The organism is Actinomadura bangladeshensis, assembly GCF_004348335.1.
In the GTDB taxonomy this organism is placed as follows: domain Bacteria; phylum Actinomycetota; class Actinomycetes; order Streptosporangiales; family Streptosporangiaceae; genus Spirillospora; species Spirillospora bangladeshensis.
Window position 1 is genome coordinate 21,920 of sequence record NZ_SMJW01000065.1, and the last position, 12,613, is coordinate 34,532.

Genomic DNA, 12,613 nt, shown 5'->3' on the forward strand with positions numbered 1-12,613 from the left:
GTACACAACTCTGATACTCAACAGGCATGCATGTCAAGTGAGTTCACAGGCAGGCCGGGTATATAGACATGAGGACGCGGTGTGTACGCTGACCCGGAAGGAAGGGAGAAGGCAGATGACCAGGGACGATCGGGTGACCGCGGCGGAGATCGCCCGAACCGTGGGCGTCGGCCGGGCGGCGGTCTCCAACTGGCGGCGGCGGTACCTCGACTTCCCCAAACCCGTCGGAGGCACGCCGTCCAGCCCCACGTTCTCGTGGGACGAGGTCGAAGCCTGGTTGAAGGCGAACGGCAAGCTGTCACGGCCGGCGGAGCGCCCCGCCGACACGGACGTCGACACGGCCTCCCCCGCGCCGATCGACGATTCCTCGCTGGCCAAGATGGTGGCCAGTCTCGTCCCCCCGCTCGAAACGGGCCTCATCGTCGATCCGGCGTGCGGTCCGGGCCGCCTGCTGGTCGCGGCGGCGGCGACGGTCAAGGCGGGCGTCTCTTTCGCCGGCCAGGATCCTGACCAGGCCGCCATCGAGATGGCACAGGACGGCTTCGATGACGCTGCACGCGTCCCGGTGGCGCTGGAACCGGGGGAGCCGTTCACAGACGATGCGCTCGCGGAGTTCCGGATGCGCGCGGACGTGGTCGTCTGCGCGCCGCCGATCGGGTCGCAGGGATCCGCCCGTCCCGTTCTGCTTGACGCATTGACGTTGGATCCGCGATGGGAATTCGGCCTCCCCTCGTCCGCCGACCCGGTCGGGGTGTGGACGCAGATCTGCTACTCCTATCTGAAACCGGACGGGATCGCGATCCTCCTCCTGCCGGCCGCGTTCACGACCAAGGCCGCCGGCCGCCGGATACGCGCCGAACTCGTACGTAGAGGAGCGGTCCAAACCGTTGTCGAACTACCCCGCCGGTTCTCGTTGCGGATCAGCGGCGGGCTTCACATCTGGGTGCTGCGGCGCCCGAGCGGCCCACCGGACCACCAGGTCCGGATGGTGGACCTATCCGAGGCCGACGACCTCCCGGAGCGGCGATCCGAATGGGCGGCGGTGTTCAAGGACCCGGCGAGGACGAGGACGGTCGGCGCGATCGACCTTCTCGACGACGAGGTCGCCATCGTCCCGACACGCCACGTCAGGCTGCCGTGGTCGGACATCGCCCGGCGGCATGCGGAAACGGCCTCCGCCGTGGAGCCGCTGCTCCGCGAGGTCATCGCCAAAACGCCGGCGTTCCGGCCGGCGCAGAGCAGAACCGACCTTCCTGTGATCAGCATTACCGAGCTCCAGCGCGCCGGGGCACTGGAACTGCTCGGCCGCGACGCCGGAATCCGATCGGGCGACGTCGTCATTCCCGCCGACGCCGATCCCCTCGTCGTCAGCGAATCCGCGGACCTCGACGAGGTGCACCGCCGCGGTGGACCCGTCGACATCATCAGATGCGATCCCGAGCAGATCGACCCTTTCTTCATCGCGGGCTTTCTGACCCGGCAGGCGCACGACCACCCGGCGACGTCCTCGACCGGCGCCTCCTTGCGGTCGACGGTGCGGAAGGCGCGCGTCCCGCGAATACCGCTGTCGGAACAGCAACGCTACGGAACCGCCTTCCGGCAGATCGGTCAATGGTCCATGCAGTTCGACATCGCATGGCGGGCCGGCAAGGTGGCCACCCGCTGGGCGATTCACGGCCTCACCGCGGGCGTCCTGGACCCGGATCCGGCAGCCGAATACTGACGCCAGGCCGGCCCCACTGTCACGGGCCGAGCCGCTCCAAGCGGTCACGTACCCGGGTTGCCGACGGATGGTCGGAACCGGCCTCGCGGCTCAGATCGTCGTGCAGGTCGGCGAGCGTCCTGCGGGCCGCGTCGTGTTCCCCCACGGCATCCTCCAACTCACCGACGCGGCGCCGCAGCTCCAGGACGCGAGGGTCGTCACCGGAGCGGACGGCGAGCTGGTCGGCGAGCAGCCCGCGCAGGAGCCGCAGCGCCAGCCCGTCGTCGCCGAGTCTGGCGTGGCAGTCGGCCTCGCCGAGGCGGCACTGCACGACCCGCTCGTCCTCCGCACCGAAACGTTCGGCCAGGTCGTCGCCGAGCCGCAGGAAGGCGCCGGCCGCCCTGCGGTCACCGGCGTCCGCGAGGATGTTGGCGTAGTACATCCGCAGCTTGACGGCGTCGGGGTCGTCCACCGTGAGAGGCCGGCCGCCCGGTTCGATGACCGCTTCGAGGACCTGGACCGCCTCGGCGTGCCGGCCCTCCCTGGCCATCGCGGCCGCCTCCCGGCGGGCCCGGCTCATCTCCGTCCTGCTCACCCGTGGCGCGTCGTCGGTGCCCGGTACCCGCTTCGCCATGTCCCCGGCGGAGCGGTGCAGGATCCTGGTCAGCACGTCGGCGTACATCCGGCGCGGGCTCGCCACCTGATCCGCCATGCCCGGCAGCGGACGCGCACCCGACACGTACTGGAGGAGCCTCCGATGCACGACGGCGGCGTCCGCGGGCCGCTTCGACGGGTCCTTGGCGAGCAGCTCCGCGACCAGGTCCGCAAGGTCGGGCGGCACCTCCGCGCGGAAGTCGGCGAGCGGGGTGGGCTTCGCGCCGACCTGCTGTTCGAGGATGGCGTACTCGGTGTCCCCGACGAACGGCGGACAGCCCGCGATCATCTCGTACAGGACGCAGCCGAGGGCGTACAGGTCGCTGCGCGCGGTGGCAGTCTCCGACCGGACCTGCTCGGGCGGCATGTACAGGGCGGTGCCGAGGATCGCGCCACTGCGGGTGAGCTTGCTGACGTCCGGATCGTGCAGCAGGGCCAGCCCGAAGTCGATGACCTTGACGGCGCCGTCCGGGCACAGGATGAGGTTGCTCGGCTTCAGGTCGCGGTGCAGGACGCCCTTCGCGTGCGCGGCGGCGAGCACGGCGGCGACCTGTGCGCCGATGGCGGCGGCCCATCCGAGCGGAACGGTTTCGGTCTCGGCGATGACGTCGTCCAGCCGGATGCCGTCGACGTACTCCATGACGATGAACATGCGCCGTGCGCGGGATGCGTCCTCGCTGACGCCCGCATCGTGGATCGCAGGCGCGCCCGGATGGCCGAGCCGCGCCATGACGCGCGCCTCCCGCAGGAAGCGTCTTTCCAGTTCGGCTAGGTCGTCGGGCACGTCCGTCAGCCGGACGAGCTTCACCGCGACGCGCCGGCCGAGCACGGCGTCGTGCCCACCCCACACCTCCCCCATGCCGCCCCGGCCGAGCGGCGCACGGTCGAGCGTGTAGCGGTCGTTGAGGACGATGGGGCCTGACGTGGTCACGCCGCCGAATGTACTGCGAATGTCAGCGGTGGTCAGCGTCCTTCGTCGGGAAGCCATAGCTCGGGGCCGTACCGGCGGAGCCGTTCGCGGCGTTCTTCGTAGCCGGTCATGGCGCGGTCGACGATCCGCCAGAACTCGGGACCGTGGTCGGCGCGTTCCAGGTGCGCCAGCTCGTGAACGAGAACGTAGTCGATGAGGGTGGGCGGGAGCTGCATCGTCGCCCAGTGGATGTTGAGCCGTCCGCTGGACGAGCAGGACCCCCAGCGGTAGCCGAGCGGCATGACCCGCAGCCCGGTGACCTCGGCGCCCATCCGAGCCGCCCACGGCTCGACCCGCTTCGCCAGCCATGGTTCACCGACCCGCTGATACCAGCGGACGAGGTCCCGTGCGCCGCCGCCTTCGGTGAGCAGCAGCCTGCCTCGGACGAGCTTCACCGGCGTCTTGTCGTCCACGACCTTCAGCCGGTAGGAGCGGCCGAGGTAGAGGAACCCTTCGCCGGAGACGATGCGGCGCTCGGGGTGCGGTTCGCCGAGTTCACGATGCTGCGCGAGCTTGCCGTAGAGCCACGAGCGTTTGGACTCGACCATCTTGGCGAGTTCGTCGCGGGTGGTGGACGGCGGGACGACGGCGGTGACGGAGGCGTCCCGTTCCACGGTGAGCCGGACGGTGCTGCGGCGCTCGCTGACCGCCACCGCCACGTCGAGCTCGCCGACGCGCAACGTCCCCGGGAAATCACTCACCCGCCCAGGATGTCAGGCCACACCGTCAGCGCAGTTCACTGGACACGCCGCCACCCGGTCACGATCGCGGTATGCGTTCGCGGTTGGCCTTGATGACTTCGAACAGCTGCCCGGCGAGCTTCTCCACGTTCTTTTCGTCTGCGAGGTGCCGACCGTAGAGGATGCCGCAGATCTCACCGCGGAACTCCTCCCGGTCGGTCTCCTTGCTGGAGTGCCAGTAGTCCTTGCGGTGAATGACCTCGATGGCGCGGTGGTAGACGTCCTGTACCGCGTCGACGCAGTCGTGGATGCGCGGGTCGTCGTCGGAGGTGGCGACCTCCTGGGCGAGGACGCCGTAGAGCGCGCTCTCGACTGGGCTGAGGCCGTGCGGGTTCTCAGGCGCGTCCTCCCGCAGCTCGGTGATGAGGCCCTCAAGGGCGAGGATCTGCTGGTTCCAGTCTTCTTTGAGCTGCTGGAGGATCTCCTCCAGGCGTTCGCTGAGCTGCTGGTAGTAGGCCGGGTCCTTGGCCTTGTTGACGGTGATGTGGTGCCGGATGGCGTGTTCCATCTCGGACGCCTTCGCGCGTGACCCGCCGGGCAGCGCCTCAACTTTTTCCGTGAAGTCGGGCGCGGTCAGCGCGACCGGCGGCAGCATCTGCTCGATACCGAGGGAGGTGACGTGCTCGTCGATCAGGTGCTTGATGCGCCCGCCGTACGCGGCCGGGTCGAACTCGCCGTCGTCCACCCGGTACCGCCGCGACGCGGTGATCTTCACGACCGTGAACCGTTTGAGGTCGGCCTCGAACGGCTTCACGGCCGGGTCGGGCAGGACGGCGTTGTAGGTCTTGGCGAAGAGCGCGAAGTCGGCGTTGAACCGGTCGCGCAGTTCGGTGTCGGCCAGCTCCTCGACGCAGCTCTCGACGTCGTCGGGGTCGCGGAACATCAGCCGGACGCGGTTGCAGCGCGGTTCCAGCTTCGCCGTCTCGGCCTTGACGTCCTTCAACGCCTGCTCGACGTCAGCGAGGTCGTCCTTGTCGAAGGACTGGTGTGCGTAGACCTTCAGCGCTTCCACGAGGTTCTGCGCGACGCCCTGATAGTCGACGACGTAGCCGTACTCCTTGCCGTCGGCGGTCCGGTTGACGCGGGCCACGGCCTGGAGGAGATCGTGCTCCTTGAGCCGGCGGTCAAGGTACATGACCTGCTCGATCGGGGCGTCGAAGCCGGTGAGCAGCATCGCGTTGACGATGACGAACCCGGTGTTCGACTCGCTGAACGGCTTGAGGAAGTCGTTGACGCGGGCGTCCTGCTTCGCCTTGTTCGTCCACTCGGCGAGTTCGGCCTCGTGCTCGGTGTCGCCTTCGGAGATGACCGGGGCGAACTCCATGCGTTTCAGCAGGTCGAGGTGGTGGTGGGCGCCGACGAGGTACGCCTGGCGGGGTTTCAGCTCGTCCAGGGGCTTGTCCAGGACGCGCTCTGGGAGGGCTTCGACTTCGGCGACCAGTTCGTCCCGGGCGGCCATCAGGGCATCGCGGTACTGGACGGTGGTGAGCCGGTCGAGCGCGACGACCTGCGCTTTGAAGCCTTCGGGGAGGACGCGCTGGACGTAGTGGCGGAGCATGTGCTTCGCCTTGGCGGCGATGAGCCGCTCGGCGGCCGAAACCTTCGCCTTGGTGGCGTACCGGCGTTGGAGCTGCTCGCGGTCCTCCGGGGACAGTTCTTCGAACATCTCGTCCACGACCTCGTCGAGGTCGCGACCGTCCTGGACGGCGCCCCTCACTTTGAGACCCTCGTACAGGATGGGGACGATGACGCCGTCCTCTTCGGCATCCTTCAGCCGGTACATGTCGATCCATGTGCCGAACAGTTCCATGCTCGTCTTGCGCCGGCCCTTCTTCGTCATGATCGGCGTCCCGGTGAACCCGATCCGGGCCGCGTTCGGCAGCGCGACCTGGAGGTTCGTGCCGAGCGACGCGGTGTGCGACCGATGCGCCTCATCGACCAGGACGACGATCGAGTCGTCCGCGTTGACCTCGCCGAGCGAAGTGTCCGCGGCCATCCCCGGCCCGGACGCGCCCCCGCTCCCCTGCTTCTGGATCATCACGAAGACCAGGCCCGGCCCATGCTTGCCGAGGATCGCGCGCGCCCTCGCCGAGGACTTGGCGACGTCCACGGTTTCGTTACTCAGCTCCATGGTCGAGCTGAGCTGCCCCTGGAGCTGGGTGCGGTCGGTGACGACGACGACCTTGAAGTGCTTCAGGTCGTCGCTCGCGCGGAGCTTGCGGACCAGGAAGGTCATGGTCAGGCTCTTGCCGGACCCCTGCGTGTGCCAGACGATCCCGCCCCGCCTGTCCCGCTCCCCGTCTTGCTTCTTGGTCTCCCCGGTCCGCAGCCGCCGGACGGCCCGGTCCACGGCCCGGAACTGCTGGTAGCGGGGAGCGGCCTTGATGGTCTTGCCGTCGTCGGTGACCATGAACGTCACGTAGTTGTGGACGATGTCCAGCAGCCGCGCCTTGTCGAACAGGACGTTCGCGAGGATCTCCTGCCTGCTCACCGCGTCGGCCGGCTTGTCGAAGCGGTCGCCCAGGTCTTCCCGCGTCAGCGGATACGGGTCACGCCACGGGACGTAATGCTCGTAGCGGGCGGTGATCGTGCCGAGCTTCGCGTCCTCGCCACTGCTCACAACGGTCAGTTGGACGGTGTGGAAGAGCCGCTGATTCCCGAGCCTGACTTCGCCCTTGGTCTGCTCGGAGTACCGGAGGAGCTGCCCGACGGCGTTGATCAGACTGCTCGTCTGCGGCTTCTTCGCCTCCAGCACGACGAGCGGGATGCCGTTCACGAACAGGACCACGTCCGGGATGATCGGGTGCCCGTTGCCGGGCACGTCCACCCGGAACTGATTGACGACCGTGAACAGGTTGTTGTCGGGGTTCTGCCAGTCGATGTAATGGACGGCACGGCTCTTGCCGCCCTCCCAGCCGACCACCCCGTCCACCACGGTGCCTTCGAGGAGAAGCTTCGTGGCGGTCTGGTTCGCCTCAATCAGGTTGCCGGACGCGGGGATGCGCTTCAGTTCGTTGACGGCCTGGTCGATGCGGTCATCATCCAGCCAGGGCTGGCCGTCCGGGTCGAGGTTGATACGGTAGATGGCATCCCGCAACCGGTCTTCAAGGAAGACCTCGTCAAAGCCGGCCCGCCCGGAGTCAAAGGGATTGAGCGGCATCACCGATTCCGGCGGAGCCCCTTGGAGATGCTCCCAGCCCATTCTCTTGAGCTGCTCGATGAGCGGGCGCTCGACCAGCCGGTACTCCCAATCCACCATGACGCCACTCCCGCCTCGAGAAGAGGATCATCGCTTCGTCTACAGACGCCCGCCCTAGCAGGCTAGGACGAACCACGCCGCTCATGCAGGTCTCAAAGGCTCTCCACCACGGCTTCGGCCTCCGGCACCCGCGCCCGCCCCGTCAACAAATCCTCCGCCAGCCCCTGTTTCAGGGTCAGCAACTTCTCCGTCATAGCCAGCTCCACGTCGAGTCTGGCTCTGGCTTCCTTCATCAAATGAATGAATCTATCCTGCTCAACAACTGAGGGCAGGGGTATGGGCATCGCCTTCAGCTGCGTCGAGTTGATCGTCGCAAGGTTGGTTGTTTGCTTGGCTATACCAAGAAAGTAAGCCTTACCCTCGATCGATCCGGCATAGGCGGCCATGAATTCAGGACGAATGGTTTCACGTCGGCAACGCACACGGAAGATGTGGTTCTGGCATATGCAGGGATCTATGCGACCATCCCAGACTGCACCTCGCCCGAGCTTGTCGATGTCCCCGCCCTCCGTCAGGAGTACATCTCCAACCTCAAGGAGATAACGCGCGACCTCTGAGCGAGCAACTCGGACTGTCTTCATCTCCGAAGTGTCGATGTAACCGTCCTGAACGTTGGCGACGCGCAGGTATGGAAGTTCAATCCCGCTCTCAACATCACCACCCAGAGTCACACCACTACCTATGTCAGCAACCTCGTCCAGACGGGCCGACTTCACATTCTGGACGATCAGGGAAAGCTGCTCCTCGCTAACCCCTTGCGCGACTGCAACGAGCTTCTTAACCACGCGACGTTGGCACTCAATCTGCGCGTCGAGAGCATCGAGAATATCCGCGATCCGCCGCTGCTCAGGAACTGACGGGAGCTTGACAACGAAACTAGCCACATCGGACTCGTTGACAGCGGGATAATTCGAACCGACGGCCACTCTTTCGGCCTGCACGAGCGCTTCGCCACTCAACATCCAGTGATAGATGAAACGAGGTTCTGCCACTCCCGCCTTCGCTCGCAGCACCGAGAACCCCGTTGAGGCAATAAGTGTCTCTTGGCCGCGGTCCACAAATCCATGAGACTGTTGAGTGGGGCGCACAGTACCAAAAAGGCAATCCCCAAGCCGGACACGCCGCTGAGCTCGCGAAGGCGCGGTAGAGGTTTGATATGTTTCCAGGTCATCCCAGTTGACGACCCCACGACTAACGGCACTGAGATCAATATATTTGAATGGGGTATCAGATCCCAGTTCGCCACTCACCCCTTCTGGGTTAATGTGCACTATATCCCGAAGTCTGACATCATACATATCCAAGCTCCTCAAGGAAACCCTCCAGCCTCGAAGCTGCTACCTTGCGAGCCGCCTCGTGCTCACAAAGAGTGACGCCATACTTATTAAGCCAAGCATGGAAAGTGTCAAACAACGTGCGGCGTGTGACTGCAGTGCGTGCACCAAGACGGGCGGATAGCGAATACTTGAGCACGTTAAGAACCAAATCGAGGCGAGAGTGATCCTGCAAATCTCTTACTGCATCCGTGAGACGCGCGATAAAAGCCGCCTCAACTGCCACAAGATCACGCCGAGCCTTCGCCGTATCGCTCTTGAGTTGCTTTATATCCACCTTGCTCAAGAGTTGCTCTGGTAGATCGGCGTCCTCATCCTCTTCTCTCGGCTTAGTGGTAGCGGCTTTATATCTCACGCTGAGATCGGCGTACTTAGACTCGGCCTGCTCCAACTCAAAGAGATAGTCAGGGATCAAAGCTGGCACAACTTGATGGGCACGTGCTTTGCGCTTTTCGGCCGCTATCTTTTGCTTATCCCAGTACTCCGCTTGTTCCTCATCCAACTCAAAGGCAGTCCTGATCGTTGTCAGCCAACCTTCAACCACCCCGTCGAAACCGTTGACGGAGAGAGTTTTGGTGTCGTGTTTGTTTTCGCCCCACCAGGCAGCGACAACACCAGCCAGTTCGTACCGGTCGAGCAGGCCGAAGGGCTCAAGTTCAGCAACGAATGAGTCGAGTAGCTCCCGACGGGTCTCCATGACCGCGTGGGACTCTGGGAGTTCGGTCAGGCGCTTGCTGTGGCGGCTCCACCAGTCCTCAAATGCCCCGTGTAGCCGCTTCTCAGCGGGCTCGGCTAGTTCAGGAATTCGCTCGGCTGTGTGCTCCCAGCCCTCAGGAAGGAAGTCGTAGTAGTCAGCGTCACGCTCGATGAACAGAGTGCTGGGATCGATGCCGAAGGCTTGGAAGAGGTGGGCCTTGTCCGCCACCTCCTTCTTCGGGACACCGCCGTGAAGGTGGGCGCGGACGTCCTGCGGCTCAGGCGGCGGGGTGTTGTCGACGTACCGGCGGATGTTGAGGTTGAAGTCGTTCTCGCGGAGCTCTGAGATGTCCACGACTCGGGCGAAGCCAGGAATGTCGCGGTATTCCTCGAAGGCCGAGACGATCTTCTCAGTGTGCTCTGGCTCCAGGTAGTTCTGTGCGCGGCCGGCGGTGTACTCGCGGTCGGCGTTGATGAAGAGGACCTTGTTACGACGCTCCTCCGGACGTCGGGCGCTGCCACGTAGGACAAGGACGCAGGCCGGGATGCCGGTGCCGTAGAAGAGGTTCGCTGGCAGGCCGATGACCGCCTCCAGCCGATCACCCTTGATGATGCCCTCGCGAATCTCCCTTTCCTTGCCGCCTCGGAAGAGGACGCCGTGGGGCATGACGGTTGCGCCGATGCCGTCCGGCATCAGGACCGAGAGCACGTGCTGGGCGAACATCAGGTCCGCCTTCTTGCCGGTCTCCGGGGCAAAGCCGTACTTGAAGCGATCCGGGTACTCCATGCCGGACATGCTGTAGTTCAGCGAGAACGGCGGGTTGGTGAGCACGCGGTCGAAGCGCATCAGCTCGCCGCCCTCCTTGTGGAGGGGGTTGGCGAGGGTGTCGTCGTTGCGCAGGTCCGCGTTCAGTACTCCGTGCAGGATCATGTTCATCTTGGAGATGGCCCACGTCCCGCCGTTGTACTCCTGGCCGGCGAGGGTCAGGTTCCGGGCGTCGTGACCGTGCTCCTCGACGTACTCCTTGGCGTGGATGAGCATTCCGGCCGACCCCGAGCACGGGTCGTAGATGCGCATGTCAGGGCCGGGCTTGACGAGCCGGACCATCATCCGGACGACGCCACGCGGCGTGTAGAACTCGCCGCCCTTCTTTCCGGCCGAGTCGGCGAACTGGCCGATCAGGTACTCGTAGGCCGCGCCCAGCAGGTCGGGGAACTCGAAGTCCTCGTTGCGGAGGCGGTAGCGGTCAAAGTGGTCGACCAAGCTCTGGAGCCGCTTGTTCGGGATGGTGGACTGGCCGACCTTGCGGGTGAAGTCGATGTGTTCGAGGACGCCTTCGAGCGCACCCGTGTTGGCCTTCTCCAGCGCGTCCAGGGCCTTGTTCAGGAGGCTGCCGACGCCTCCGGCACGCGAGTTGTCCTTGATGTACTGCCAGCGGGCCTCTTCGGGGACGAAGAAGCTCTTGCCCCGGTAGATCCACGGGGCGTTGGTGGCGGCCTCAGCCTCCTCTTCGGAGCGGCCCGCCTTGATCTGCTCGGCCTTGAGGCGCTGGCGGACGGAGTCGAACTCGTCCGATGCCCGCTTCAAGAAGAGCATCCCGAAGATGTACTCCTTGAACTCTGAGGCGTCCATCTTGCCGCGAAGGATGTCGGCTGCCCCGAACAGGTGTCGTTCCAACTGCGGCAGGGTCAGTCTCGCCACGGGGCGGTCTCCTCGGCTCGGTCAACTCCAGGGCACAGCGCGTCACCGGGCCAGCGACGCCACACCAGTCTCTCAGCCCCCTGTGACACTCGGCGAGGACTTCGCATCAATACCGAAGCCCATCACTACGAACGCCGAAGCTATGGCTGTGAACTGAGTTTATAGCACTTCGCCCAGTATCTCCTCAACGGCATGGAGTCCCTGCCGCCGTCCGACAGCACAACACGCCGTACCTCGGGCCGAGGTACGGCGTGCGACTGGGGCCTCAGAGGTCGTATGCACCCCGCTTGATCTGCGACATCATCTCTTCCCACACGCCCCGTCCCAGGTACAGCACGTCGCCATCGCGGTCCTTGGAGTCCCGCATAGCGTTCACACCATCAAGCAGCGCAACCTCCACGCACTCACCGCCCGAACTCCCGCTGTGGGAACTCTTGCGCCACACCACACCGCTCAAGGCGGGCTCCCTCATTACGAAACCTCGTCTCTACCTCACGCCAGCTCCACAGCTGCCTTCTGGATCAGGGCGACCGACTGCTCCGGGCTGAGCGCATCAGCCCGGAGAGCGTCGAACGTCAACTTGTGTATATCGATCTCCGGCCCTTTGTCCATCATCACCGAGCCGGCCCGGTTCTCGACATACGCGTACTCAGCGACGGCAGCCTCTCCCAGGTCCAGAGTCACCAGAGTGAACGCTCCGCTGACCGCCGGGTGAGCACCACAGCTGAAGGGCAGGACCTGGAGCTTTACGTTGCGCTGGCGTGCTCTTGCCACCAGAGCGTGGAGTTGCTCCGCCATGAGCTCAGGGCTGCCGACGATCCGACGAAGCACTGCCTCACTGAGCACGGCCCAGTACTGGACGGGCTCGTCACCTTCCAAGATTGCTTGGCGAGCGAGCCGGGCCTCGACCCGTCCCTGGATCTCTTCGTCAGATGGCCGCCGGGGTTCAACTGACATGATCGCCCGTGCGTACTCGGGCGTCTGCAGCAGACCAGGCACCCACTCATTGGCATAGATGTCGATCTCCGTGGCTTCGGCTTCCAGGCCGAGGTACAGCTCGAATCCGGGGTGCAGGACCTCGCCGTAGCGCTGCCACCAGCCGCGTTGCCGCGCCGCCTTGGCCAGTTCGGTGAGCTGCGCCACTTCGTCCGGCGTCGCGCCGTACAGCTCCACGAGCCGTTCGAGAACGCGGGCGGGCACTGAGCTCTGCCCCGTCTCCATCCGGCTGATGGTCGAGTCCGTGCGAGCGATATGGCGGGCCGCATCGTCCGCTGTGACGCCGGCGCGGGTCCGCAGGGCACGGAGCCGGATGCCCAGCATGATCCGACGGACGGTCGGGCTCTCGGGACGTGGCATCGGGGCACCTCCTCGGTGATCGCTCGTCATTCTGCCTTCCCAACCTCACCTTGCGTGGCCGATTCCACACACACAGTCCATTTCGGTCACTTCAAATCAATTTTTGAAACGGGATTGCATCTTAGCTTTGCATCAGTCAGGATCGAGCCGACCGTACAACATGTGACGTGATGCATACACACAGTGATCATCTGAGGAGG

Annotated in this window: 8 protein-coding genes; 1 reads left to right on the forward strand and 7 read right to left on the reverse strand. The window is 65.1% G+C overall.

What is annotated here, in order from left to right; all coding sequences use genetic code 11:
• Positions 1 to 37 precede the first annotated feature (37 nt).
• On the forward strand, positions 38 to 1,723 hold the full coding sequence (locus E1284_RS15255) for an N-6 DNA methylase (RefSeq protein WP_131939738.1): 1,686 nt from the start codon (positions 38 to 40) through the stop codon (positions 1,721 to 1,723).
• Between the two features lie 19 nt (positions 1,724 to 1,742).
• Here the strand turns inward: E1284_RS15255 and E1284_RS15260 are convergent, their stop codons facing one another.
• The 7 genes from E1284_RS15260 to E1284_RS15290 all read right to left on the reverse strand — a co-directional run bounded on the left by E1284_RS15260 (position 1,743) and on the right by E1284_RS15290 (position 12,413).
• Complete coding sequence (locus tag E1284_RS15260; protein ID WP_165965274.1) at positions 1,743 to 3,287, reverse strand: serine/threonine-protein kinase; 1,545 nt, start codon at positions 3,285 to 3,287, stop codon at positions 1,743 to 1,745.
• A 32-nt stretch (positions 3,288 to 3,319) separates the two neighbouring features.
• Positions 3,320 to 4,027 carry a M48 family metallopeptidase gene (locus E1284_RS15265; RefSeq protein WP_207923766.1) on the reverse strand — a complete coding sequence of 236 codons (708 nt, stop codon included), beginning with the start codon at positions 4,025 to 4,027 and terminating at the stop codon, positions 3,320 to 3,322.
• 58 nt (positions 4,028 to 4,085) lie between these two features.
• Positions 4,086 to 7,325 carry a type I restriction endonuclease subunit R gene (locus tag E1284_RS15270; RefSeq protein ID WP_131939740.1) on the reverse strand — a complete coding sequence of 1,080 codons (3,240 nt, stop codon included), beginning with the start codon at positions 7,323 to 7,325 and terminating at the stop codon, positions 4,086 to 4,088.
• Between the two features lie 92 nt (positions 7,326 to 7,417).
• Positions 7,418 to 8,575, reverse strand: coding sequence for a restriction endonuclease subunit S (locus E1284_RS15275; protein WP_165965275.1), 1,158 nt, complete (start codon positions 8,573 to 8,575; stop codon positions 7,418 to 7,420).
• Between the two features lie 40 nt (positions 8,576 to 8,615).
• Positions 8,616 to 11,057: a type I restriction-modification system subunit M gene (locus E1284_RS15280; RefSeq protein WP_131939742.1), complete on the reverse strand. Its 2,442-nt coding sequence runs from the start codon at positions 11,055 to 11,057 to the stop codon at positions 8,616 to 8,618.
• Between the two features lie 265 nt (positions 11,058 to 11,322).
• Positions 11,323 to 11,505 carry a DUF397 domain-containing protein gene (locus tag E1284_RS15285; RefSeq protein ID WP_341770397.1) on the reverse strand — a complete coding sequence of 61 codons (183 nt, stop codon included), beginning with the start codon at positions 11,503 to 11,505 and terminating at the stop codon, positions 11,323 to 11,325.
• A 44-nt stretch (positions 11,506 to 11,549) separates the two neighbouring features.
• The gene (locus E1284_RS15290; protein WP_165965276.1) at positions 11,550 to 12,413 is read right to left on the reverse strand and encodes a helix-turn-helix domain-containing protein; all 864 of its coding nucleotides are present in this window, start codon (positions 12,411 to 12,413) and stop codon (positions 11,550 to 11,552) included.
• Positions 12,414 to 12,613 lie beyond the last annotated feature (200 nt).

Bases quoted from the DNA above. Each gene is read 5' to 3' on its own strand.
- E1284_RS15290 (WP_165965276.1), bottom strand. From the start codon at position 12,413: ATGCCACGTCCCGAGAGCCCGACCGTCCGTCGGATCATGCTGGGCATC.
- E1284_RS15270 (WP_131939740.1), bottom strand. From the start codon at position 7,325: ATGGTGGATTGGGAGTACCGGCTGGTCGAGCGCCCGCTCATCGAGCAG.